The sequence below is a fragment of the Microbispora cellulosiformans genome, assembly GCF_008728085.1.
GTDB lineage: Bacteria > Actinomycetota > Actinomycetes > Streptosporangiales > Streptosporangiaceae > Microbispora > Microbispora amethystogenes.
On the sequence record NZ_VYTZ01000002.1, the window covers coordinates 53,604 to 76,676 of the forward strand.

Consider the following 23,073-nt stretch of genomic DNA (forward strand, 5'->3'; position numbering starts at 1 on the left):
GCAAGGCGGACGCGGAAGTGGCTCAGTGGTAGAGCATCACCTTGCCAAGGTGAGGGTCGCGGGTTCGAATCCCGTCTTCCGCTCCGAGGGGCCGCACATCCGGGCCTCACTCTGGTGGAGTGGCCGAGAGGCGAGGCAACGGCCTGCAAAGCCGTCTACACGGGTTCAAATCCCGTCTCCACCTCTGGTTCCTACCTGGCCCACCCGGGCTCCGATCCATCGAGACAAGTCCGGGCAAGGGTTCTTCTCAACGCACGGCGCCGGGCGCACACTGAAAGAGACACGACAGGCGATTTCGGTGGAGTAGCCGTGCACGGTGACATGCCAGCAGCGATGCCCATGCTGTCTCGTGGCAAGCATCGCAATCCCAGCAAGGGCGCCTGCTTCATGGAGTTCGCGTCCTACCTCGCCGGTGAACGGTGGAGCGACCACCCGACGTGCACGCATCCGCTGCTCGCCGGGCTCGCCCGCCTCGTCAACGACCACACCTCGGACGCCGCCCGGCCGCGGCTGGCCGGGCTGATCCCGTCCGTCATCGGCCTGACGGGCGACGATCCGCGCCTCGACGCGCGGATCGCGCTGTGCGCCGCCACGGTGGCGCTGCCCGTCGTCGCGCACGAGCGTCAGCTCGCGATGGCTGTCTCGATCTTCTCCGCCGAGCACGTGCTCGCCGAGGTGGAGGGCCGGTCGCCCCGCGACCTCGACCCGCGCAGCAGGGAGGCGCTGGCGCAGGTGCCCGAGGCCGCCCGCTGGGCCCGCGACTTCGGGCGCGGAGTCCGCGTCTCGCCCAAGGGCTTCCGCAGGTACGCCGCGCCCAACACGGTGCAGCTCGCGGTCAGGGGCATCGCGCAGGCGTGCGTGCCCGACCCCGACACGCTGCTGCGCGACCTGCTGGCCGACGCGATCGAGGACTGCTGGTCTCTGCTGCACGGAGGCGCCGAGCCGGCCGGACCGGTCGCCGGGCCGGGAGTCGACCCGGTCCGCTGGGCGGACGCCTGCCGCCTCACCGGCCCGTCCGCCTGACCCGGCACGACTCCGGCCTGATCGATCAGCTCGGCCGGCATGCCCGGCCGGTCGGGCCTGCCGGCTGGCCCTGCCGGTCAGCCTGTCCCGCTGACCGGCTCCGGCCCGGCTGACCGGCTCAGGCCGGGGCGGCTTCGTTCGCCGTCCGCTTCGACGAGGCCCGCCGCGACGCCATGACCGGCCGGATCAGCAGGGCCTGGGCGAGCACGAACACGCAGAAGATGCCGAGCACCCAGCCCCAGCTCACGTCGGTCAGGTGGTGCATGCCCCGATAGAGCCGGGACAGGCCGACCGTGAGAGCGGCCCCCGCGCCGAGCACCCACCACAGCGCCTTCAGGATCGTGTGCCGGTGCGTGTGCAGGGTCAGCACGAGGGCGACCCCGCAGTAGAACGCCACCGCCGCGCTGGTGTGACCGGAGGGGTAGCTGGACGTCGGCGGCGCGGGGTCGAGGTGCTGCACGTGCGGCCGGGCCCGCTGCGCGAACACGGTGGCGAGCAGGAAGATCGCCGACTGCGCGCAGACGGCCGCCACCAGGAAGACCGACTCCCGCCAGCGCCCGTAGACGAGCCGGAAGAGCACGACCATGATCGTCGTCACCACGATGATCACCGGGGTGTCGGACAGCATCGAGCCGTAGTGGGTGATCGTGTTCCAGAACGGCGTGCGCTCCTGGGCGATCTCACGGCTGACCGCCTCGTCCTGCGCGATGAGCGACGAGTGCTCCAGGACCCGGGTCAACAGCAGTCCCAGCCCGAGGGTGACCAGGGCCATGAGCGTGAGCGGAAGCAGGATACGCCGTGCCACCTCGACCGCCGTCGATGACGACGGCGTCTGAGCGGCGGGGCGGCGTTCACGAACGGTGACCAACTCGTCCTCCTTGGGGGGTGATCTCCCTCTTCGTCTCCGGCCCGACGCCTTCCCGCAGGGGCTGGGCGGGCCGGCGTCCGACCTCTCGTCGCCAGGTCTCGAAGGCGGCGCAGGTGGCCGCGACCACGGCCACGCCGACCACGAGCCCGGCCATGACGTCGCTGAACCAGTGGACGCCGAGCGCGATCCGGCTGAAGCCGACCAGCAGTGGGATCAGCACCGCGAGCGTCCACGCGACCACGCGCCCGCGTTGCCGTACGAGCGGCAGGACGAGCAGCAGCAGGATCCCGGCCCCGAGCGCGGCGTTGACCGTGTGCCCCGAGGGGAACGACGCGCCGGGGGCGATGGCGACGGGGTCGGGCAGGTGCGGCCTGGCCCGCGCGACCACGACCTTCAGCGCGAGGCCGAGCAGCCCGCCGACGGTGATCGTGGTGCCCGCCCACGTCGCCAGGTGGTAGGCGCGGCGCCAGACCAGCCACGCGACCGCGGCGCCCACGGCGATCCGCCAGGTCCACGGCTGGAAGACGTCGCTGACCAGCCGCATGAAGTGGGCGAAACCCGGGTTCGAGTACGCGTAGGCGTGCAGGTTGTGCGCCGCGCCCTCGTCGATCCGGGTGAGGGGGCCGAAGGAGGTCTTCACGAAGACGAGCAGCACCGTGAACGGCACCCCGATCAACGCCAGTGCCGCGACCGCCACCGTGAGCCGCAGGCCCAGCCTGCTCTGCGGGTCGAACCGCCTGCGCAACCAGTTCATCGGCCGCTCCCCACCGGCTGCCGCTCACGCACCGGGGCCCGGACGGCGGTGCCGGGGTCGGGAGCGGCCGGATCGCCGCAGCCGGCCCGGCAGGCCTCCAGCTGCGCGCTGAAGGCGAGGCCGAGGAAGAGGGCCATCGAGCTCAGGAACGACCACAGCAGGAGTGCCATGACCGCCGTGAGCGGGCCGTACGTCGCGCCGAAGGTGCCGCTGCTCGCGGTGTAGAGGGCCAGCAGCCAGGTGAAGAGGGTCCACAGCAGCACCGCGACCGTCGCGCCGACCGCCAGCCAGGTGTGGCCGGGCTGCTTTCGCCGGGGCGAGGAGCCGAAGAGGACCGAGATCGACAGGACGGCGAGCAGGAAGCCGATCGGCCAGCGCAGCCAGCCGAACAGGCGCTGCGTCGTGTCGCTCCAGTGGTACACCTGGGCCGCCGCGTCGCCGACCGCCCCGCCGCCGACCAGGATGACGAACCCGACGCTCATGAACACGCCCGCCGTGACCGCCATCAGCAGCGCCCGGCCGTACTTCGCCTTGAAGGGGCGGTCGCGCTCCATGCCGTAGATGCGGTTCGCCCCGCGCTCGAACTGGCCCATGGCCGTGGTCAGCGCCACCAGCGCGGTCAGCAGACCGAACCATAACGCGAGCTTGCCCCCAATACCCGAGGCGTGATGGCTCTGGTCGAGCGTCTCCCGGATCACCTGCGAGCCGGCACCGGGGGTCAGCCGCCGCAGAGTGAGCTCAAGAAGCCGTCCCAGGTGTTCCTGGTGGACCACCGAGCTCAGCCCCACGATCGCGATGGCCCCTGGGATGATCGCGAGACAGACCTGGAACGCCAGCGCGCGGGCGTTGCTCGTGCCGTCGCCGTACCTGAACCGCACGAACGAGTCGCGGATCAGGTGCCAGCCGCCGTAGTGCCGCATCGCGACGTAGGCGTCGTCGGCCGACAACTCCTCGCCGCTCATGCTCCGGGTCTCCGGTACCGGGGTCGCGGTTCCCATGTGAGTCCTCACGTCGTCAGGGGGAGGACCACCGGGGGCCGGGTCGCGGGCCGGCCTCCGGCGGTCCCCGAGGCCCACCGACTACCCCGATCACGACGCTCGGAACATCATCCGCCGCGGCGGGCGTACGGTCACAGGACGGCGCAGCCGACCCGGACGGCGATGCGGGGCGACCAGCGGCCGGAGATCACGTCCTGCGCCTGGGCGTACGCGTTGGCCGGCCGGCCGGCCGCGGCGCAGTCGAACACACCGGTCTTCTTGCCGAAGCTGCCGCCGGCGTAGCCGCTGTGGGCGCTGGCGTTCACCGTGCCGCTCCAGTAGAGCCGGCCGGTGTTGTAGCGGATGTAGAGGCGCACCTGGCCGAGGTTGTAGTGGTCACCATTGATCTTGAGGCGCGGGATGTCGTCGACGGAGGTGCTGGTGGAGGTGCCGTCGCCGTTGTCCACCGGCGGCACGGTGTAGCGGCTGATCCAGAGCCGCGCCGAGACCCTGCGGTCGGCGGCCCTGCTGTTGTCGGCGGCGGCCTGCGACCGGACGGCCGGGGTCACGCAGACGTCGTCGCCGGTGAAGGCCTCACGCCAGACATAGCCGGTGGTGCAGGTGTGCGGGCCGTACGCGCCGGAGGTCCAGCGGGAGGCCTTCGCGGCGTTGTCGGCCTGGGTCTGCGTCCGGGTCGCCGAGGTGACGCAGACGACGTCGCCGGTGCGGGCCTCTCGCCAGACGTAGCCCTGGAGGCAGGTGTCCGGGCCGAAGTCGCCGGTCGCAGCGGCCGGGCCGGCCATGAGCGTGACGGGGGCGGTGACGGCCAGACCGGCGATCGTGGCGGCGGCCAGACCGAGCAGGGTGCGCTTCATGACAATCTCCTGAGATATCCGGATGCGGGTGCTGTTCGGATCTCCCGGTCCGGCCGTCGCCGCCGGGAGGGTGCATCTCAGTGATAGGCGCGCCCGCCTGCACGTCTCTTGACACCCGCTTGCCGGAAGCGGCCGTGAGCCGCCGCAAGCGCCCAGCAAGCGCCTCCGGCAGTGCCCCGGAGGCACCCGCACAGGCGCCCTCCGGAGACGCTCAGTAGGACTGGATCTCCAGCAGGTTGCCGTCTGGGTCGCGCAGGTGCGCGGTGCGGCAGGTCGGCCCCCATTCGGGCCGGGCGACCGGCGGCGCCACGACCCGGCCTCCGCCGGCGGCCGCCACAGCCGCGGCCCGGTCGACGTCGTCCACCGTGAGGACCAGCATCGTCCCGTCCCGCCCACCGCCGCCCTCACCGCCGGCAGCCGTGCCGAGAGCGACGCCGGTGACGCGTGCCAGCATCTCCCGGTCGAGCAGGGCAAGCACCGCCTCCCCGTCCCGGTCCCAGTTGGCGTACGGCCCCGCCTCGTCGCCCTTCACGAGGTGCGCGCCCGCGACCGCGGTGAGCAGGCCGTCGTAGAAGCGGAAGCACTCGGCGAACCGGGAGGCGAGCACACGGGGATAGAGAGCGTCCACGGAGAATCCCTTGGTAGGAGCCGGTAGTCGAAGGTGGTGCGAAACGCCGGGGCCGTACGCGACGACCCTGCCGCGCCGGACGAGGACCGAGGGCGATCTCCTGCGGCAGCGCCTCGGGCGGACGGCCGTCAGGAGCCGGTGAGCCAGACGTATCCGGCGAAGCGGCCGGTGACCCGCTCGCGGCGGTAGGAGTAGAGATCGGCCGTCTCGATCGTGCACCGGGCGTCGTGCCGCACGTCGGTCACCCCGGCGCGGGCGAGCTGGGCCGCGATCCCGGCCCGGATGTCGAGCGCGGGCGTGCCGCTCCGGGTGCGCGACCACGTCTCCGGCACCCGGGCGGCCACCCGCTCGCGCAGGTCCTCCGGCACCTCGTAGCACAGCCCGCAGGCCGAGGGCCCGATCACGGCGACCATCCGCGCCGGCTCGGCGCCCCGGGCCGCCATCGCCTCGACCAGGGCGGGCACCACCCCCGCCTCGGTGCCGGGCCGCCCCGAGTGCGCGCCGCCGACCAGGCCGGCCACCGGGTCGGCCAGGAGCACGGGCGCACAGTCGGCCACCAGCACCGCCAGCCCGAGCCCGGGCCGGTCGGTGAAGATCCCGTCCAGAGCCGGCGGCTCCGCCCCGAACGGCGCGCCGGCGTAGGCGACGTCCGTCCCGTGCACCTGGCGCATGAAAACCACCCGCTCGAGCCCGAGCTCGGCGGCGGTCTTCGCGCGGTTCTCGGCGACCGCCGCCGGGTCGTCCCCCACCGCCCCGCCGAGGTTGCGCGTGCCGAACGGCCCGGTGCTCACGCCGCCGTGCCGGTCGGTGAAGGCCATCCTGACGCCGTCGATCGCAATCACGGCATCAGCCTACGGCCCGCGCCGGGGGACTCGCCGATAGGGATCTTGGAACGTGGCAGTACGTTTGCGGCCGACGGAAGGAGCCGGGATTGCGCGCGGTGGTGTACGAGGAGTTCGGCGGGCGGCCCGAGGTGCGCCGGGTGGCTGACCCGGTCGCGCCGCCGCACGGCGTGGTGATCAGGGTCGAGGCGACCGGGATGTGCCGCAGCGACTGGCACGGGTGGATGGGGCACGACGCGGACATCACCGTGCTGCCGCACGTGCCGGGGCACGAGCTGGCCGGGGTGGTGGAGGCGGCGGGCCCGGAGGTGACCGGCTGGCGGCCGGGCGACCGGGTGATGGTGCCGTTCATCTGCGCCTGCGGAAGCTGCCGCGAGTGCCTGAGCGGCAACCAGCAGGTGTGCGAGCGTCAGACCCAGCCCGGTTTCACCCATTGGGGGTCGTTCGCCGAACTGGTGGCGATCGATTACGCCGACGTGAACCTCGTCCCGTTGCCCGCCGGCATGTCCTTCGCCACCGCGGCGAGCCTGGGCTGCCGGTTCGCCACCGCGTTCCGGGCCGTCGTGGAGCAGGGCGGGGTGCGGGCCGACCAGTGGCTCGCCGTGCACGGCTGCGGCGGGGTCGGGCTGTCCGCCGTGATGATCGGCGCCGCCGTGGGGGCGCGCGTCGTCGCCGTGGACGTCTCCCCCGCCGCGCTCGACCTGGCCCGGCGGTTCGGCGCGGCCGAGTGCGTCCTGCTCCGCGGCGGCTCCACTCCGGAGGAGTCGGCGTCCCTGGTCAGGGCGGCGACCGGCGGCGGGGCCGAGATCTCCGTCGACGCCCTGGGCGACCCCGCGACGTGCGCCGCGTCGATCGGGGGCCTGCGCCGGAGGGGCCGCCACGTGCAGGTGGGCCTGCTGCCCGGGGAGACCGCGCTGCCGATGGGCCGGGTGATCGCGCACGAGCTGGAGATCGCGGGCAGCCACGGCATGGCCGCCCACGCCTATCCCCCGATGCTGGAGCTGATCACGGAGGGCGTGCTCCGGCCCGACCTGCTCGTGACCCGGACAATCGGCCTGGAGGACGCCCCGGAGGTGCTGACCCGGCCCGGGACGTCCGCCGGCGTGACGGTGATCCTCCCGCAGCCCGCCAGGGCGACCTAGTGTCCTGAGTCGTGAATTCCATGACTATCCGGGTGCATGGCTCGATGTGCGGGGCGCCCGACGGCGACGCTGGAGCGGTGGGCGCGTCGCCCTACCTCTGCCCAGGCGCCGGCCCTGCGGGCGAAGATCGTGCTCGCCTGTAATCGGCAAGTCCCGGCTCAACGTCGCCGGGCGGTGGGGCTCGGGGTGGTCGGGCACAGCGGGAACCGCGGCGTGTCCGGCAGGTAGCGATCCCAGTCCAGTTCCACCGGGCCGGCGCAGATGTCGCCGATCACGCGGGGCACGTCGGGGTCCAGCCGCCACAGCGCGCCTTTCTGGATGCTGATGAGGAGCAGTTCGCCGGTCTCGGGAAGGAACCGGGGGTTGGTGAGGTCCAGGCCTTCGACGCGGAGGGACATGACTTCCGCTCCCGAGGCGAGATCCCACATACGGATCGAGGCGTCGTCCACCACGGCGGCCATCCGGCCCTGCGGGTCGAAGGCGACCCTGGCGGGAAACTTCACGCCGCCGGCTTCGACCACCGTACGCGGGGAGCTCGGGTCGGTGGCCTTCAGCAGGGTCAGGTTCCCCGACGTTCTGCCGAGCACGGCCACCGTGCCGGCCGGACCGGCGATCGGGTACACCACGTCCGGAGTGCGCATCAGGGTCGCGATCCGCACACCGTCGAGTCTCCACAGCTCGGCGGCGTACGCCCCGCTGTCGCGTCGGATCAGCACCCCCTCCGAACCGTCCGGAACCACCGACGCGTCCTCCACATCGCCGGCCGAGAGCCGGCGGACCGCTCCGCCGGCGACTTGCCACACCACGGCTGTACGGTCCGTTCCCGTGGCCATCACCAGGCTGCCGTCCCGGGTGACGCCTCTCACCATCGGGAGGCCGGCGGGAAGGGCGATCTCGCGTGGGTGGTCCGGGTCCGAGACGTCCCACAGGTGGGACGTGAAGGCCGTCCCGTTCCAGGTGATCACATGGCTCTCGTCGGCGCTGGTGGCGTAGTAGAAGGAGCCGCCAGGCAGCACACCGGCGGGCCGCCAGCCGGTGCCGTCCCGACGCCAGAGCCGATAGCCGGGGGGCACCGCGGACTCGTCGGCCCGTATGGTGACGGCGATCCGGCCCGGCGAGTCGATGTAACCCTCACCGAGGACGCTCGCCCCCGTTGCGGCATCGGCGAGGATCAGCGCTGCACGGGTCTCGGGCGTCGGGCTGATCCGGTAGGCGGCCAGGGCGAGCGCCGCCGCATCGCGCGGCCTGGTGAGCAGGAGGGCACGGGCGGCATCCGCGGCGCGCAGTCCTATGGCGTCGTTCCTCTGGCGGTCGGCTTCGCGTTTCGCCGTAACGCCCAGGCCGACGGCTCCCGCCAGCAGGACGACCAGCGCGGAAAGGGCCGCGATGAGCATCCTCAGCCGGCGTCGCCGCCGGCGGAGCTCGGTCGCGCGGAGCACCTGCGCCGTCAGACCGGCGTCGAGGAAGTCGTGTTCGATCGGGTTGAGCCGGTCGCGCAGGCGGTGGATCAGGGCCAGGTGCTCCCCACGCCACAGCAGGTCGGGGTCGCGTCCATGCCCCTGCCAGGCCGCGGCCGCCTCGATGACCCGGTGGTGCGACCGGAGAATGTCCCGGTCCTCGGCGATCCAGGCGGCCAGCCGCGGCCACGCGCGCAGCAGCGCCTCGTGGACCAGTTCGGCGCCGTGGTCGTCGAGGCTGACCAGCCGAGCCGCGGCGAACCGCTCGAGCGGGCCGCGCGGTTCCGCCAGCTCGTCACGCCGGATCCGCCGTTTGGTGTCCTCGGTGCCGTCGCCGGGAGTGACCAGGCGCAGGAACATCAGCCGGGCGGCGTCCCGTTCCTCGCCCGCGAGCTGCTGGAAGGTCTGCTCGGCGGTGCGTGCCAGGGCGTGCTCCACGCCACCGACGTCCTCGTACCCGGCCAGGGTCAGCGTCATCCCGCGGCGGCGCCGCCACGTCTCGGCGAGTGCGTGCGACACCAGCGGCAACGCCGACGGCTGCCCGGTGACATCGGACATCAGCCGGGCGAGCAGGGCGCCCTCCACGGAAACACCCGCTCGCGCCGCCGGCTCGGTGACGGCGCGGCGCAGGTCGTCGGCCGACATCGGGCCGACCAGCAGCTGAGCGCGATAGAGGGCGGCGACCAGCTCGGGGTGGCGACTGCAGTGGCCGTAGAAGTCGGCGCGCACGCCCAGCACCACCCTGCTGCGCGGAGAGGCCGCGGCCGTCAGCGCCCGCACCAACCACAGCCGGTCGTCGTCGGCGCAGAGAGTGAACACTTCCTCGAACTGGTCGACGATGAGGAGCAGCTCGCCCGGCACCTCGGACAGCCGGTGGCGCAGGGCGTGCGGGTCGGCGGCGAGTTGCTCGCGCAGGGGGGCCAGCGGTTCGTCGACGAGCCCGGCCACGACCGTCGCCACCTCCGTCACGGGGTCGTGTCCGGGGGTGAGGACCAGGGCGGTGCGCTTGGACTTGGCGGCCAGCCCGGCGCGCAGCAGCGACGACTTGCCGGCGCCGGACGCGCCGAAGACGCCCACGAACGGCCGCTCGTCGACCAGGCGCACCAGGGCCTCGGTCAGCGCCTCCCGGCCGAAGAACCGGTCGGCGTCCTCGACTTGGTAGGCCGCCAGCCCGACGTACGGCGACGGCGCCTGCTCGTCCACCGTGGCGTCGGACGCGGCCAGGTCCCGCCACCGGTCCCGCCACGCGTCGACGTCGCCGTCGCAGGCCGCGACGAACGCCAGCGTCACCGCGAGGCTGGGCAGCCTCCGCCCGGCCACGGCCTCCGACAGCGCGGCCGCCGAATAGCGGGCCCGCCTACCCAGCTCGCGGTACGGCGGCTGCCCGGCCTGCTGCCGTAATCGCCGCAGGTCGCCGGCGAACCGGAGCAACGGCGTGTCCTCAGCGCCCAGCGGGCGTTCCTGACGTGGCATCGCCACCCTTTCCCACCCCGATATCGCCCTCGGGCATTCTTCACCGCGGCCGGCGAGACCTCGAAATCTCACCTTCCGTGAACACGCGAGCACCAGAGCCGATGTTCGTTTGTTCGTGGTTTGTTGTTCAGGCGCCGAGGGCGAACCTGAACACCCCGTCCGACCCTAGTGTCGGGCACGTCCCGTTCCCGCCGAACGGCCATGCCGCCGGGGCCGGGCCTCCTCATCGACAAGTCACCGAAAGTCGCGTCAGTAAGCGCGGCGGGCGATTCCCGGATAACTTCCACGGCCCGTGGCCGGGTTCGCCGTACGGTCATCTAGGAAAGGGAACTTCTTTGTCGTTATCACGGCTTAGCCGCTTGGCGTCTGCGGTGGTCGCGGCGGGTCTCGTGGTTCTGATGGCGGGGCCGGCGCACGCCGACTTCGCCACCACCGGCACCGAGCCCGCCTACCCCTACGCCCAGCCGGTGGACGCGAACGTCCCGAAGCGAGGCTGCGCCACGACACTGTCCGACCCCACCAACGCCAGTGCGAGCATCCCAGCGGTTCAGGTGATCTACGCCTGGCACGAGGGGTACGGGAACCGCTACAACGACGTCGTCGAGCAGATCGCCAAGATCGTCGACCGGATGGACTGGTCGGTGGACGAGTCGACCAACTACGACCAGCACATCAACTTCAGCTGCCGGACCGGTTACAACACCAGCACCTACTCCGGCTACGCCCAGGCCCTGGTGATCCCGGAGAAGATCGAGGGCGGGACGATCGGCAGTGAGATCGCCGCCGACGTCGTCGCCGACGACCTGGCGGCGGCGGGCTACGACAACGCCAACCGCCGGTACGTGGTCTTCGAAGACTTCAGCGAGGGTACGGCGCAGGGGCACTGCGGCCAGGTCTGCCTGGCCACCGCGGACGAATGGGACAGCGGCACCATACTGCACGAACTGGTCCACCTGTCCGACGCGGATCACGCCAAGGCCACTGAGGTGCCCGAGACCGTCGACGTCTCCGACGTCATGTCCAGCCAGTGGGACAACTGGAATCTGGACCAGGAGTTCAACAGCTACTACGACCCCAGCGAGCTCACCGCGAGGTTCCCCAACTACGGCCTCGCGGTGAACGTGGCCACCACCCCGTGGTTCACCTCGCCCGTCTGCTGCGACGTGGGCTACAGCAACGACCTGCTCACCGCCGAGGAACGCGGGATCGAGTCCGTGGCGCCGTCCGGCTACCCGGCGAGCTTCACCCTCTCCGGTGGCGGCTGGATGCAGGTCACCCCACAGGGGCCGGACGCCCAGGTGTCGGCCAGGTACTTCGACGGCCGCCGATCCCTGACCATGAACGTCCAGTCGTGGTCTGAGGGGGTCCTGTCGCTCACCCGCAAACCGGCGGTGACGGCGGGACAGCGGTACAAGTTCTTCGCCCGGGTGACGACCGCCACCTCCGGCAACGTCAAACTCCGACTGTCCTGGTACAACTCCTCCAACGCGCTGATCTCCAACAGCGACAGCTCGACCTACGCCCTCAACTCCAACTGGCAGGAGTACAGCGTCTCGGCGGTCGCTCCGAGCGGCGCGGCCACCGCGCAACTCTCCGTGGTGAGCCCGTCCGGCCAGACCTTCGCCTACGTGCTGGACAGCCTGCAGCTCAACCACTGCAACAACGGCAAGACCACCGACGGATGCCGGCTGGACGGCCTCCTGCCCTACACCTACTAGACGGCGGTCAGGCCAGACCGGCGTAGAGAGCCTGGGTCCGCTCGGCGATGCGGGCCCAGGAGAAGTGCTCGACCGCGCGCACGCGGCCGGCCTCGCCCATCGAGGCCGCGCGGCCGGGATCGCCGAGCAGCGCGTTCACCCGCTCGGCCAGCGCCGCGGCGAACGCCTCGGGGTCGCGCGGCTCGCCGTCCCGCCCCTGGTCGATCGGGACGAGCAGGCCGGTCTCGCCGTCGGCGACGACCTCGGGGATGCCGCCCGTCGCGGTCGCGACGACGGCGGTCTCGCACGCCATCGCCTCCAGGTTCACGATGCCCATCGGCTCGTACACCGAGGGGCAGACGAACACGGCCGCGTGGGTCAGGATCTGGATCACCTCGGGCCGGGGCAGCATCTCGGAGATCCACACCACGCCCTTGCGGGAGGCCGACAGCTCGCGGACCAGCCCGGTGACCTCCTCGGCGATCTCCGGGGTGTCCGGCGCGCCCGCGCACAGCACGATCTGCGCCTCGGGGGCGAACGACCGGGCCGCGTGGAGCAGGTGGACCAGGCCCTTCTGCCGGGTGATCCGGCCGACGAAGACGACGTACGGCACGGCCGGGTCGATGCCGTGCCGGATCAGCGCCTCGGTGCCGCGCGAGGGCGCGTACTCCTCGGTGTCGATGCCGTTGTGGATCACCTGCACGCGGTCGGCGGGGACGTCGGGGTAGGCCGTCAGCACGTCGCGGCGCATGCCCTCGGAGACCGCGATGATCGCGTCGGCGGCGTGCAGCGCGGTCCGCTCCGCCCACGACGACAGCGTGTAGCCGCCGCCGAGCTGCTCGGCCTTCCACGGGCGCAGCGGCTCCAGGCTGTGCGTGGTGACCACGTGCGGCACGCCGTACAGCATCTTCGCGACGTGACCCGCGAAGTTGGCGTACCAGGTGTGGCTGTGCACGACGTCGGCGCCCTCGCAGCCGGCCGCCATCTCGACGTCGACGCCGAGCACCTGCAGGGCGGCGTTCGCGCCGGACAGGCCGCCGGGCACCTCGTACGCCCGGACGCCCGGCTCCTCGCGCGGCGCGCCGAAGCACCGCACCCGGACGTCGGCCAGCCGGCGGAGCTCCCGCGCGAGGTACTCGACATGGACTCCGGCGCCGCCGTACACCTCGGGCGGATACTCACGGCTCAGCAGATCGACACGCATACGAGGAGCTTAGGCCGGGGACCGCCGGGCAGGGTGCCCGGGAGGTCATGCGACGCCCGGTCACGACCGAAATGTTCACTATTTGCCGGTGCGCATGGTGTTTGTTGGGCGTTCGGCGGGTTAAGGTCCTGCCTATGAAGGTCCTGGCGATCGTGCTTGCGGGTGGTGAGGGGAAGCGGCTGATGCCGCTTACCGCGGACAGGGCCAAGCCCGCCGTGCCCTTCGCCGGGATGTACCGCCTCATCGACTTCGTGCTGTCGAACCTGGCGAACGCCCACTATCTGCAGATCGTGGTGCTCACCCAGTACAAGAACCACAGTCTCGACCGGCACGTCTCCCGCACCTGGCGGCTCTCGTCGATGCTCGGCAACTACGTCACCCCGGTCCCCGCGCAGCAGCGGCTCGGGCCGCACTGGTTCTCCGGGTCGGCCGACGCGCTGTTCCAGAACCTCAACCTGATCTACGACGAGCTGCCGGACCACGTGATCGTCTTCGGCGCGGACCACATCTACCGGATGGACCCGCGCCAGATGGTGGAGCAGCACATCGACTCGGGCGCGGACGTGACCGTGGCCGCGATCCGCCAGCCCCTCGAACTGGCCGACCAGTTCGGGGTCATCGAGGCCGACCCCTCAGGCCGCCGGATCGTGGCGTTCCGCGAGAAGCCGAAGGACGCGGTGGGCCTGCCCGACGCGCCCGACCAGATCTTCGCCTCGATGGGCAACTACGTCTTCAAGACCCAGTCGCTGATCGAGGCGCTGCGCGAGGACGCGCTCGACCCCGGCAGCAAGCACGACCTCGGCGGCAACATCATCCCGATGTTCGTCAAGAGCGGCGGCGCCGAGGTGTACGACTTCGCGCACAACGTGGTGCCCGGGTCCACCGAGCGCGACCGCGGCTACTGGCGCGACGTCGGGACGCTGGACGCCTACTACGAGGCCAGCATGGACCTCGTCTCGGTCCAGCCGGTCTTCAACCTCTACAACGACCGGTGGCCGATCTACTCGGGCCACGACCCGCTGCCTCCGGCCAAGTTCGTGCACAACGAGGGCGACCGGGTGGGGCACGCGCTGGACTCGCTGGTGTCGCCCGGGGTCATCGTCTCGGGCGGCACGGCGCTGCGCTCGATCCTCTCCCCCGGCGTGGTCCTGCACTCCCACTCGCACGTCGAGGACTCGGTGCTGATGGGCTGCGTCAAGGTCGGCAGGGGCGCGATCGTCCGCAAGGCCATCGTCGACAAGAACGTCGTCATCCCCGACGGCGCGCGCATCGGGTTCGACCCCGAGTACGACCGCCAGCGCTTCGCGGTGACCCACGAGGGCGTCGTGGTGATCGGCAAGAACGAGATCATCGACCGCTGACCGCGCTCCGCGCCCGGCCAGGGGCGCTCAGCGGCCGTTGATGCGCCACATGGGCTCGACGACGGTCCACTGGGCCTCCCACACCCGGCGGGCCCGCCTCTGGTTGACCACGCGGGTGCAGGTCACCAGCAGCGCGAGGAGGGCCGCGGCGGCCAGCGGCACTCCCGTGCCGACGGTCATCGCGGCGACCACCGTGGTCTCCCTGTCCTGCGGCCGGGGGGTGATCACCCCGCCGGCGTCGGTCCAGACGCGCACGGTCTCGCCCGCCCGCCGGCTCGGCGAGACCTCGATCACTCCGGACCTGGGCGTGCCGTCGGGGGCCCGCCACACGGCCTGGGCATGGCCCACCGCCGCTCCGGCCACCGACAGCCGTGGCGTCGCCACGTCGCCGCTCAGCGTGGCCACCACCTGATAGCGGTCGTGCGCCTGCCGGGCCTCGGTCTTCAGCCCGGCGCCGTACTCGCGCACGCCCAGCAGCACGCCGAACACGACCGCGGCCACGACGCCCAGCACCGCGGCAAGCCGGACCACCGCTTCGACCCGGTCGCACCGGCGTCGGAGCGGATTCCTGTCGAGGCCCAGCCATCGGGCGAACCTGGCGAATGGATTCTGCGACATCTCACACCTCACAGGGTCATTACCACTGCGAGTCCCGTTTATGCCTATTTTGCATCCCAAGAGAATCCAGGGGAACGCCCCTCCCGATATGCCTGAAGACCTTCGTCCAATTCGCCGCTCTCCCGGGCCTCCCGCTGCCAGGCGAGTACCTCGGCCTCGTCCGCCCGGCCGTCGACGACCCGCTTGGCCGCCGCCAGCGTCAGCCGGGACCGGCCCGCCATGGTGGCCGCCAGGCCGTACACGCGCTCGCGCAGCCCGTCCGGCGGACAGACCTCGTCCACGAGGCCCGTACGCAACGCCTGGTCCGCGCCGATGAGCTCGGCGGAGAAGAGCAGCAGCTTCGCGGTGGACGGCCCGGCGATCTCCGCCAGCCGCCGGGTGGAGCTGAACGGGTAGACGACCCCGAACCTCGCGGGGGTGACGCCGAAGCGGGCCCCGGACGAGGCGACGCGCAGATCGCAGGCGAGCGCGAGCTGGCATCCGCCGCCGACGCAGTAGCCCTCGATCATCGCGATCGCGGGTTTCGGAAAGGCGCTCAGTGCGCCTTCCGCGAGGATGGTCAGACCGGTGTCATCTCCGTTATCTCCAAGCTCACTAATTTCCGAAATATCGGCACCGGAGCAGAAATTTTTGCCCGCCCCGGTAAGGATGAGGACCCGCACTTTCGGATCGGCCGCCAGGTCCGCCAGGATGGCCGGCAGCGCCCGCCACATCGCCGCGCTCATGGCGTTGCGCTTCTCCGGCCGGTTGATCGTCAACGTGGCCACGTGCGCATCGAGACCCAGTTCGTACCCGTCGGTACCGTCCACTCCTCGATTGTGCGGCTCGCCCCCTTCCACCCGCCATCGGGGTCCGCCCCCTGATGGCATAATCACCGCGCGACGGGACGATCCCGTACGCGCGATCTCAGGGAGTATGGGTGTTCGGGATCCTTCGGCCGTGTGCCCGGCACTCCTGCCCTTCGGTCCACGAGGCGTGGCGCGCGCACCTGTGCGGGCTGTGCCTGACGCTGCGGGACCACCATGGGCAGCTGGCCCGGACGGCCACCAACTACGACGGGCTCGTCCTGTCCGTCCTGACCGAGGCGCAGGCGGGCGTGCGCCCCGGGGCGAGCCGGCGGACCGCCGGGCCCTGCGCCCTGCGCGGCTTCCGGCCGGCGGAGGTGGTGCCCTCGGCCGACCGGGGCGCCCGCCTGGCCGCGGTGGTCTCCCTGGCCCTCGCCGCGGAGAAGATCCGCGACCACGCGGCCGACGGGGACGGGATCGCCGGCCGGCGCGTGCGCGGCGCCCCGCTGCGCGTGGCCGCCGCCTCGTGGACCTCGGCCGCGCGCCGCGGCGGGGAGGCGATCGGCTTCGACACCACCGTCCTGACCGAGGTCGCCGGCCGCCAGGCGCTGCTGGAGGCCTCCGCCGGCCGTACGCTGCTCGGCCTCACCGAGCCCACCGAGACCGCCGCGGCGGCGGCCTTCGCGCACACGGCCGTCCTCGCGGGGCGGCCGGGCAACGCCGAGAGCCTGCGCGAGGCCGGCCGTCTCTTCGGCCGCCTCGCGCACGTGCTCGACGCGGTGGAGGACCTCGCCGAGGACCGGGCCCGCGGCGCGTTCAACCCGCTCGACGCGACCGGCACCTCCCCGGCCGAGGCGCGGCGGGTGTGCGAGGAGGCGCTGCACGGGCTGCGCCTCGCCGTGGCCGACCTCGACCTGGAGGAGCGCCACCTCGTCGAGGCGCTGCTGTGCGGCGAGACCCGCCGCGCGGTCACCCGCGCCTTCGGAACTCCCCCACCGGCCACGCGCCCCCACCACCTCCCGTCGCCCGCCGGGGAGCACGGCGAGCCGCCGTGCGTCGCCTTCACGGCGGTGGCCGGGGTGGCGACCTTCGTCACGTGCGGGCTCTACCGTCCGCCGTGGAGCCCCTACCGGCAGGCGCCGTGGACCGACCGCTGCTTCTGCGACAGCTGCGACTGTCCGGACTGCTCGGGATGCTGCGACTGCTGCAGTGGCGACGGCTGCTGCAGTGGCGACGGCTGCTGCTGCGGTGACGGGTGCTGCTGCGGCGACGGCTGCTCCTGCGACTGCGGCTCCTGACGCCGGTCAGGAAGCCGGGGCGTCGACGCGCAGGCGTGGCAGGCTCTCGGGGTGCTTCTCGCGGATGAACGTCACGAGGTGCTCGCGGATGTCGCACCGCAGGTCCCAGGCGCTCGCCGAGTCGGCCGCGCTCATCAGCGCGCGCAGCTCGACCAGCCCGTTCGCGGTGACGTCGGTGACCTGGAGCGTCCAGTCCTTCTGGTCCCACAGCGGGTTGTCGCGCAGCGCCCGGTACAGCTCGGTCCGCACCTCCTCCACCGGCACCGACCAGTCCACCCGGAGGTACACGCTGCCGAGGATGCGGCTCTCGTGCCGGGTCCAGTTCTGGAAGGGATTACTGGTGAAGTGGGACACCGGCAGGATCAGCCTGCGCTCGTCCCACAGGCGCAGGGCCACGTAGGTGAGGGTCAGCTCCTCGATGCGGCCCCACTCCTCCTCCACCACGACCACGTCGTCGAGCCGCAGGGCGTCGCTGAAGGCGAGTTGCAGCCCGGCCAGCATGTTGCCGAGCGTGGACTGGGCCGCGATGCCACCCACGACGCCGGCGATCCCGGCGGAGGCCAGCAGCCCCGCGCCCAGCGCCCGCACCTGCGGGAAGGTGAACAGCATCGCGCCCAGCGCGATCACCACGACGACCGCCGCCGACACCCGGCGTACCAGCGCGATCTGGGTGCGGATGCGCCGGGCGCGGCGGTTGCGCTCGCCCTCGATCCGGGTGAGCCGGTCGAGCACCACGTCCGTCACCGCGTACGCCGCCTGGATCAGCAGCCAGGTCACGCAGGCGATCAGCAGCAGCGACAGCACCCGCTGGAAGCCGTGGGAGCCCGATCCCGGCATGTCCGGGTCGTAGGCCGCCTTGACGGTGCCCACCACCGCCGAGGCGAAGCCCGGCCAGGTGCAGCGGCGCGCGAACGGCCCGGCGAGCGCCCACCGGTCGCCGATCAGGCGCGACCTGAGCACCCGCCGGACCAGTTCCACCGCCACGATCGCCGTCACCACCGCGATCGCCAATGTCGCCCAGTTCCACGCTGCCGCTGTGACGGCGCCCCCGTTCGTCGTCATGGGGTTCCCTTTGCCCGGTAGTGGAACCCCTTTAAACGAGGATCAGAAGGCTTCGTCGAAGGCGACCTCTCCCTCGACCGCCACCTGGTAGGCCGAGACCCGGCGTTCGAAGAAGTTCGCCAGCTCCTGCACGTCCTGGAACTCCATGAACGGGAAGGGGTTGGCCGTGCCGTACCGCGCGGGCAGGCCGAGCCGGGCGAGCCGGCGGTCGGCGACGTACTCCAGGTAGCGCCGCATGTTCTCCGCGGTCATCCCGCCGGCTCCGTCGCCGCACAGGTCGCGGGCGAAGGCCAGCTCGGCGGCGACGGCCTCCTCCATCATCCGCACGACCTGACCGGCCAGCTCGTCGTCGAACAGGTCCGGCTCCTCCCGGCGTACGGTGTCCACCACCTCGAAGGCGAACTCCATGTGCATGGACTCATCGCGGAACACCCAGTTGGTGCCGGTGGCGAGGCCGCCCAGCAACCCCCGGGAGCGGAACCAGTAGACGTAGGCGAAGGCGCCGTAGAAGAACAACCCCTCGATGCAGGCCGCGAAGCAGACGAGGTTGAGCAGGAAGGCCCGCCGGTCCGCCCTCGTCTCCAGCCGCGACAGCTCGCTGATGGAGTCGATCCAGCGGAAGCAGAACTCGGCCTTGTCGCGGATCGAGGGGATGTGCTCCACGGCGGCGAACGCCTTCACCCGCTCGTCGTGGTCGGGCAGATAGGTGTCCAGCAGGGTCAGGTAGAACTGGACGTGCACGGCCTCCTCGAACAGCTGCCGGCTCAGGTAGAGGCGGGCCTCGGGCGCGTTGACGTGCTGGTAGAGGTTCAGCACGAGGTTGTTGGCCACGATGGAGTCGCCGGTCGCGAAGAACGCCACCAGCCGGTTGATCAGGTGCCGCTCCCCCGGCTCCAGCGTCGCCAGGTCGGCGAGGTCGGAGGCGAGGTCGACCTCCTCGACCGTCCAGGTGTTCCTGATCGCCGCGCGGTACCTCTCGTAGAACCCGGGGTAGCGCATCGGGCGCAGGGTCAGGTCCATGCCCGGGTCGAGCAGCATCGTTCTCATTGGCACGCCTCGCAGATCTCGGGGTTCTCCAGGGAGCAGGCGACCGCCCCCTCGTCGGGGATGACGGCTTCCTCGGGGGTGACGGCCGGCACCGTCGTCTGGGCGATCCGGGTCGCCGGGCGGGAGCGCAGGTAGTAGGTGGTCTTCAGGCCCGACCGCCAGGCGTAGGCGTACATCGACGAGAGCTTGCCGATGGTGGGCGCGGCCATGAAGAGGTTGAGCGACTGCGACTGGTCGACGTACGGCTGCCGCGCGGCGGCGAGGTCGACGAGCGCCTTCTGCGGCAGCTCCCAGGCGGTGCGGTAGAGCGTCTTGAGCTCGCCGGGGATCGCGGGGATGTCCTGGATCGAGCCGTCGTGGAGCTTGATCGCGTCGCGGATCGCCCGCGTCCACAGCCCGAGGGCCTGGAGATCACGGACGAGATACCGGTTGACCTGGAGGAACTCCCCCGACAGCGTCTCGCGCTTGAAGACGTTCGACACCTGCGGCTCGACGCACTCGTAGCAGCCCGCGATCGAGGCGATCGTGGCCGTCGGCGCGATCGCGACCAGCAGGGAGTTGCGCAGCCCGGTCTCCGCGATCCGCGCGCGCAGCGCCGCCCACTCCTCCGGGTGCGCCGGGGCGCACGGGAAGTGGTCGAGGTGCAGGACCCCGCGCGCCGCCCGCGTCTCCTCGTACGCCGGGTGGCGCCCGCGTTCGGCGGCGAGGTCGGCCGAGGTGCCGTACGCCGCGAGCGCGATCTCCTCGGCGATCCGGGTGGAGAGGGCCAGCGCCTCCGGCGAGTCGAACGGCAGGCGCAGCGCGAAGAAGACGTCGGCGAGGCCCATGACGCCGAGGCCCACCGGCCGCCACCGCTGGTTGGCCGCCTCCGCCTCGGGCGTCGGGTAGAAGCCGAGGTCGATCGTGCGGTCGAGGAACCGTACGGCGGTGCGGACCGTGGCGCGCAGCCGGCCGAAGTCGACGCCGTCCCCCTCGGGGGTGAGGTGGGCGGCGAGGTTGACCGAGCCGAGGTTGCACACGGCGGTCTCGCCGTCGCTGGTGACCTCCAGGATCTCGGTGCACAGGTTGGACAGGTGGATGACGTTGCGCGGCAGCGCGGTCTGGTTGGAGGCGCGGTTGGCGGCGTCCTTGAAGGTCATCCAGCCGTTGCCGGTCTGGGCGAGGGTGCGCATCATGCGGGCGTAGAGGGTGCGCGCGGGCACCTGCCGGACGTACCGCCCGGCCGCCTCCAGTTCGCGGTATCGGACGTCGAACGCCTCGCCCCACAGGTCGGTCAGCTCGGGGGTCTCCTTGGGGTCGAACAGCGACCACACGCCGTCCGCCTCGACGCGGCGCATGAACTCGTCGGGCACCCAGTTGGCCAGGTTGAGGTTGTGAGTGCGGCGCGACTCCTCGCCCGTGTTGTCGCGAAGCTCCAGGAACTCCTCGATGTCGGCGTGCCAGGTCTCCAGGTAGACGCAGGCGGCTCCCTTGCGCCTGCCGCCCTGGTTGACCGCCGCCACCGACGCGTCGAGCGTGCGCAGCCAGGGGACGATGCCGTTGGACAGGCCGTTGGTGCCCCGGATCAGCGACCCGCGCGAGCGCACCCGGGTCCAGGCGACGCCGATCCCGCCGGAGTACTTCGACAGCCGCGCGATCTGGCCGTACCGCTCGTAGATGCTCTCCAGCTCGTCGCGCGGCGAGTCGAGCAGGAAGCACGACGACAACTGCGGGCGGCGCGCCCCGGAGTTGAACAGCGTCGGCGAACTGGGCAGGTAGGCGAGCGCGGACATCAGCCGGTACAGCTCGGCCGCCTCGCCGACGCTCGCCGCCAGGCCGCAGGCCACCCGCAGCAGGAAGTGCTGCGGGCGTTCGAGCACCCGCCGCGTGACCGGATGCCGCAGCAGGTAGCGGTCGTAGACCGTGCGCAGCCCGAAGTACTCGAACCGGTCGTCGGCCGCCGGGTCGATCAGCGCGTCCAGCGCCGCGGCCTCGTCGGCCACGAACGCGGCGACGGTGTCGCCCAGCAGCCCGGCGGCGTGGGCCGCCGCGACCGACTCGGAGAAGGCGCGCACCCCCTGGCCCGCCGTCTCCTCCTCGATGACCCGGGCGAGCAGCCGCGCCGCCCGCCGGGAGTTCTCCGGGTCGGCGACGACCCCCGCCGCCGCCTCCTCGATGGCCCGCCAGACATCCGCGGCCGTCTCCGTGCCGCGCGCCCCGGTGCCGGGGCGCGCGGGCGCGGAGACCGGGTCGGTGATCGTCATCGGTCGCCCTCTCCTCCTCGTCTCCTGACCCGGCCGGCCGGAGGGGAGGGCACACCGCGGCGCACGCTCGTGACGGCACGGCGTACGGGCGGCGGGCCCTCCCTCGGGGCACGGCGCGGGCGCGCGCGGTGGCTCCGCGCGCGGTCGCGGGCAGGTCTTCGGGCTCGCGGGCGGCCGGCGGGACACACCCGCCGGACCTACTGGCCGTCGCTTCCCGGCGCGCTCGCGCACCAGTGCTCCAATGACGGCGGTCGTTCCCGCTCACCGCTGCGGGGCAGCCCCGGATTCACACCGGGTTCCCTCTTGCCTCACCGAGGTGAACCAGCGACGCGATGGATCCTACATCTAGTGGGCGATCACGCAAGCAGCCCTACAAGTTGTGTTGCTCACCGGATTCCGAGATCGTCGAGGAGCAGGGCCGTACGACGCGCCTCGCCCGTCAGCCACTGCCGGAACTCCTCACCGGCGAGCCACATCGGCGTCCAGCCGTTGCGCTCGCACAGGCGGAGCCAGGCGGGTGAGTCCACGACGGCCCGGCACAGATCGGTCAGCGCGTCGCGCTCGATGGCGGTCACCCCGAGGGGGGCGAGCAGGCCGGTCCAGTTCGCGTACGCCACCCGCACCCCCGACTCGGCCAGCGTGGGCGCGTCCAGGCCGGGCAGGCGCTCGGGAGACGAGACGGCGAGCGGCCGCAGCCGCCCGGCCCTGACGTGGGCGGCGACGTCGCCGCGCCCTCCGAAGGCGAGCGCGGTCGTCCCCTCGGCCACCGCCGCGACGGCCCGGGCGGGGCTGTCGAAGGCCTCGTACGCCGCCAGGCGCGGGTCGGCCCCGAGCCCCCGGGCGGTCAGGCCGAGCAGCAGGTGGCCGGGCCCGCGGTCGGGGCCGCCCGCCACCTTCACCCGCTCCGGGGTGTTCAGCAGGGCCGCCGCGACCTGCTCGAACGTGCGGTAACCCGAGCCGGGGGAGGCCACGAGCACCTGCCACTCCCCCGCCAGCCTGGCCAGCGGCACAGTCCGGGCGACGAACGACCCCACGTCGCCGCGCGTGTCAACGGGCGCGTGACCGAGTGCGCAGTCGGCGAGCAGGAGAGGGTCGGCGACCAGCAGCCGGTCCGTCCGCCCCATGGCGAAGCGGCCGACGGCCGGCGCGCCGCTCCGGACGTCCCGCGTGATCAGCACCCTCCGGGCCCAGCGCCGGGCCTCGATGAGGGACTTCAGGCTCCGGGCGACGCCGTCCCCCCAGCACTCCGGCGGGCCGGGGACGAGGAGGGAGATCTCCCCGCGGTACCGAGGCGCCGGGGTGCCGCACCCGCCCGCCAGGGCCAGGACCCCCAGTGCGAGAACCGTACGGCGTCGCATGCGGCACCCTCCCCCCGAAGAGTCCCTTATGCGGACAGACTATGAGCAACCACCCCATGTCAGGACATAACGGACGTTACGGATGCGGCAATCGGTGCCACGGGCGCGCGGCCGGGGCGTCGCCGTGCGGGCCGTGTCGGCGGCCGTACGGTGGGGCTTCGAGGAACTCGGGCTGCACCGGCTCGAACTGCACCACTCCACGCGCGACCACGCCTCCTGCCGGGTGGCGGACAAGGCCGGTTTCGCCGTCGAGGGAGTCCTCAGAGCGGCGCTTCTGCACGCCGACGGCTGGCACGACATGGAGGTCCACGCCCTCCTCAACGCCTAGCGCGAGCACGGCTCGCGCGAGCACGGCTCGCGT

The 23,073-nt window shown here is 72.2% G+C and carries 20 protein-coding genes, 2 tRNA genes and 1 riboswitch; of the genes, 8 read left to right on the plus strand and 14 right to left on the minus strand.

Annotated elements, in window-relative coordinates; genetic code table 11:
* The first annotated feature begins 11 nt into the window (after positions 1–11).
* From F5972_RS04400 to F5972_RS04410, 3 genes are all read left to right on the plus strand, one after another.
* Positions 12–83 (plus strand) — tRNA-Gly (locus F5972_RS04400).
* A 30-nt stretch (positions 84–113) separates the two neighbouring features.
* Positions 114–184: transfer RNA gene (locus tag F5972_RS04405), tRNA-Cys, on the plus strand.
* Positions 185–333: 149 nt separating this feature from the next.
* On the plus strand, positions 334–1,023 hold the full coding sequence (locus F5972_RS04410) for a hypothetical protein (protein ID WP_150931389.1): 690 nt from the start codon (positions 334–336) through the stop codon (positions 1,021–1,023).
* A gap of 118 nt (positions 1,024–1,141) precedes the next feature.
* Here F5972_RS04410 and F5972_RS04415 read toward each other — a convergent pair whose 3' ends face one another.
* The 6 genes from F5972_RS04415 to pgeF form a co-directional block, all read right to left on the minus strand.
* Positions 1,142–1,891: a phosphatase PAP2 family protein gene (locus F5972_RS04415; RefSeq protein ID WP_150931391.1), complete on the minus strand. Its 750-nt coding sequence runs from the start codon at positions 1,889–1,891 to the stop codon at positions 1,142–1,144.
* Entirely contained in the window at positions 1,875–2,645 is a 771-nt protein-coding gene (locus F5972_RS04420; RefSeq protein ID WP_150931393.1) for a phosphatase PAP2 family protein, read from the minus strand. The genes F5972_RS04415 and F5972_RS04420 overlap by 17 nt, the downstream gene beginning before the upstream one ends.
* Entirely contained in the window at positions 2,642–3,643 is a 1,002-nt protein-coding gene (locus F5972_RS04425; RefSeq protein WP_150931395.1) for a YihY/virulence factor BrkB family protein, read from the minus strand. The genes F5972_RS04420 and F5972_RS04425 overlap by 4 nt, the downstream gene beginning before the upstream one ends.
* A gap of 131 nt (positions 3,644–3,774) precedes the next feature.
* Positions 3,775–4,497: a hypothetical protein gene (locus F5972_RS04430; protein ID WP_150931397.1), complete on the minus strand. Its 723-nt coding sequence runs from the start codon at positions 4,495–4,497 to the stop codon at positions 3,775–3,777.
* A 211-nt stretch (positions 4,498–4,708) separates the two neighbouring features.
* Complete coding sequence (locus F5972_RS04435) at positions 4,709–5,125, minus strand: VOC family protein (RefSeq protein ID WP_150931399.1); 417 nt, start codon at positions 5,123–5,125, stop codon at positions 4,709–4,711.
* A gap of 128 nt (positions 5,126–5,253) precedes the next feature.
* Positions 5,254–5,943: a peptidoglycan editing factor PgeF gene (pgeF, locus tag F5972_RS04440; protein ID WP_150932517.1), complete on the minus strand. Its 690-nt coding sequence runs from the start codon at positions 5,941–5,943 to the stop codon at positions 5,254–5,256.
* Between the two features lie 122 nt (positions 5,944–6,065).
* Here pgeF and F5972_RS04445 point away from each other — a divergent pair, with 122 nt between their 5' ends.
* A complete protein-coding gene (locus F5972_RS04445) occupies positions 6,066–7,109 on the plus strand; it encodes a zinc-dependent alcohol dehydrogenase family protein (RefSeq protein ID WP_225311253.1) in 1,044 nt (347 codons plus the stop codon).
* Between the two features lie 158 nt (positions 7,110–7,267).
* Here F5972_RS04445 and F5972_RS04455 read toward each other — a convergent pair whose 3' ends face one another.
* Entirely contained in the window at positions 7,268–10,039 is a 2,772-nt protein-coding gene (locus tag F5972_RS04455; RefSeq protein WP_404803037.1) for an nSTAND1 domain-containing NTPase, read from the minus strand.
* Positions 10,040–10,437: 398 nt separating this feature from the next.
* Here F5972_RS04455 and F5972_RS04460 point away from each other — a divergent pair, with 398 nt between their 5' ends.
* On the plus strand, positions 10,438–11,757 hold the full coding sequence (locus tag F5972_RS04460; RefSeq protein ID WP_150931407.1) for a hypothetical protein: 1,320 nt from the start codon (positions 10,438–10,440) through the stop codon (positions 11,755–11,757).
* Between the two features lie 7 nt (positions 11,758–11,764).
* Here the strand turns inward: F5972_RS04460 and glgA are convergent, their stop codons facing one another.
* Positions 11,765–12,940: a glycogen synthase gene (glgA, locus tag F5972_RS04465; RefSeq protein ID WP_150931409.1), complete on the minus strand. Its 1,176-nt coding sequence runs from the start codon at positions 12,938–12,940 to the stop codon at positions 11,765–11,767.
* A gap of 71 nt (positions 12,941–13,011) precedes the next feature.
* Between glgA and glgC the strand changes: the two genes are divergently transcribed.
* Positions 13,012–14,301, plus strand: coding sequence for a glucose-1-phosphate adenylyltransferase (gene glgC, locus F5972_RS04470; protein WP_263641803.1), 1,290 nt, complete (start codon positions 13,012–13,014; stop codon positions 14,299–14,301).
* Between the two features lie 27 nt (positions 14,302–14,328).
* Here the strand turns inward: glgC and F5972_RS04475 are convergent, their stop codons facing one another.
* Both F5972_RS04475 and F5972_RS04480 read right to left on the minus strand, forming a co-directional pair.
* Positions 14,329–14,919, minus strand: a complete 591-nt coding sequence (locus tag F5972_RS04475; protein WP_150931411.1) for an Rv1733c family protein — start codon at positions 14,917–14,919, stop codon at positions 14,329–14,331.
* Positions 14,920–14,963: 44 nt separating this feature from the next.
* Positions 14,964–15,728: an enoyl-CoA hydratase/isomerase family protein gene (locus tag F5972_RS04480; protein ID WP_225311166.1), complete on the minus strand. Its 765-nt coding sequence runs from the start codon at positions 15,726–15,728 to the stop codon at positions 14,964–14,966.
* Positions 15,729–15,838: 110 nt separating this feature from the next.
* Between F5972_RS04480 and F5972_RS04485 the strand changes: the two genes are divergently transcribed.
* The gene (locus F5972_RS04485) at positions 15,839–17,002 is read left to right on the plus strand and encodes a DUF5685 family protein (RefSeq protein WP_150931413.1); all 1,164 of its coding nucleotides are present in this window, start codon (positions 15,839–15,841) and stop codon (positions 17,000–17,002) included.
* Positions 17,003–17,008: 6 nt separating this feature from the next.
* On the opposite strand, the gene F5972_RS04490 is transcribed toward F5972_RS04485, so the two are convergent.
* The 4 genes from F5972_RS04490 to F5972_RS04505 form a co-directional block, all read right to left on the minus strand.
* The gene (locus F5972_RS04490; RefSeq protein ID WP_150931415.1) at positions 17,009–18,064 is read right to left on the minus strand and encodes a mechanosensitive ion channel family protein; all 1,056 of its coding nucleotides are present in this window, start codon (positions 18,062–18,064) and stop codon (positions 17,009–17,011) included.
* 42 nt (positions 18,065–18,106) lie between these two features.
* Entirely contained in the window at positions 18,107–19,111 is a 1,005-nt protein-coding gene (locus tag F5972_RS04495) for a ribonucleotide-diphosphate reductase subunit beta (RefSeq protein ID WP_225311167.1), read from the minus strand.
* Positions 19,108–21,354 (minus strand): ribonucleoside-diphosphate reductase subunit alpha, encoded by a 2,247-nt coding sequence (locus F5972_RS04500; RefSeq protein WP_150931417.1) that lies wholly within the window; start codon positions 21,352–21,354, stop codon positions 19,108–19,110. The genes F5972_RS04495 and F5972_RS04500 overlap by 4 nt, the downstream gene beginning before the upstream one ends.
* A gap of 132 nt (positions 21,355–21,486) precedes the next feature.
* A riboswitch (cobalamin riboswitch) is annotated at positions 21,487–21,695 on the minus strand.
* Between the two features lie 45 nt (positions 21,696–21,740).
* On the minus strand, positions 21,741–22,712 hold the full coding sequence (locus F5972_RS04505) for a Bug family tripartite tricarboxylate transporter substrate binding protein (RefSeq protein ID WP_150931419.1): 972 nt from the start codon (positions 22,710–22,712) through the stop codon (positions 21,741–21,743).
* A gap of 82 nt (positions 22,713–22,794) precedes the next feature.
* Between F5972_RS04505 and F5972_RS04510 the strand changes: the two genes are divergently transcribed.
* On the plus strand, positions 22,795–23,040 hold the full coding sequence (locus F5972_RS04510; RefSeq protein WP_150931421.1) for a GNAT family N-acetyltransferase: 246 nt from the start codon (positions 22,795–22,797) through the stop codon (positions 23,038–23,040).
* Positions 23,041–23,073: the final 33 nt, after the last annotated feature.

What these genes read in the sequence shown, in the direction of transcription:
- F5972_RS04490 (WP_150931415.1), bottom strand. Translation starts at nt 18,064, where the DNA reads ATGACGACGAACGGGGGCGCCGTCACAGCGGCAGCGTGGAACTGGGCG.
- pgeF (WP_150932517.1), bottom strand. Translation starts at nt 5,943, where the DNA reads ATGGCCTTCACCGACCGGCACGGCGGCGTGAGCACCGGGCCGTTCGGC.
- glgC (WP_263641803.1), top strand. Translation starts at nt 13,012, where the DNA reads ATGTTCACTATTTGCCGGTGCGCATGGTGTTTGTTGGGCGTTCGGCGG.
- F5972_RS04495 (WP_225311167.1), bottom strand. Translation starts at nt 19,111, where the DNA reads ATGAGAACGATGCTGCTCGACCCGGGCATGGACCTGACCCTGCGCCCG.
- F5972_RS04475 (WP_150931411.1), bottom strand. Translation starts at nt 14,919, where the DNA reads ATGTCGCAGAATCCATTCGCCAGGTTCGCCCGATGGCTGGGCCTCGAC.
- F5972_RS04510 (WP_150931421.1), top strand. Translation starts at nt 22,795, where the DNA reads ATGCGGCAATCGGTGCCACGGGCGCGCGGCCGGGGCGTCGCCGTGCGG.
- F5972_RS04455 (WP_404803037.1), bottom strand. Translation starts at nt 10,039, where the DNA reads ATGCCACGTCAGGAACGCCCGCTGGGCGCTGAGGACACGCCGTTGCTC.
- F5972_RS04430 (WP_150931397.1), bottom strand. Translation starts at nt 4,497, where the DNA reads ATGAAGCGCACCCTGCTCGGTCTGGCCGCCGCCACGATCGCCGGTCTG.
- F5972_RS04500 (WP_150931417.1), bottom strand. Translation starts at nt 21,354, where the DNA reads ATGACGATCACCGACCCGGTCTCCGCGCCCGCGCGCCCCGGCACCGGG.
- F5972_RS04420 (WP_150931393.1), bottom strand. Translation starts at nt 2,645, where the DNA reads ATGAACTGGTTGCGCAGGCGGTTCGACCCGCAGAGCAGGCTGGGCCTG.
- F5972_RS04410 (WP_150931389.1), top strand. Translation starts at nt 334, where the DNA reads ATGCCCATGCTGTCTCGTGGCAAGCATCGCAATCCCAGCAAGGGCGCC.
- F5972_RS04425 (WP_150931395.1), bottom strand. Translation starts at nt 3,643, where the DNA reads ATGGGAACCGCGACCCCGGTACCGGAGACCCGGAGCATGAGCGGCGAG.
- F5972_RS04460 (WP_150931407.1), top strand. Translation starts at nt 10,438, where the DNA reads ATGGCGGGGCCGGCGCACGCCGACTTCGCCACCACCGGCACCGAGCCC.
- glgA (WP_150931409.1), bottom strand. Translation starts at nt 12,940, where the DNA reads ATGCGTGTCGATCTGCTGAGCCGTGAGTATCCGCCCGAGGTGTACGGC.
- F5972_RS04505 (WP_150931419.1), bottom strand. Translation starts at nt 22,712, where the DNA reads ATGCGACGCCGTACGGTTCTCGCACTGGGGGTCCTGGCCCTGGCGGGC.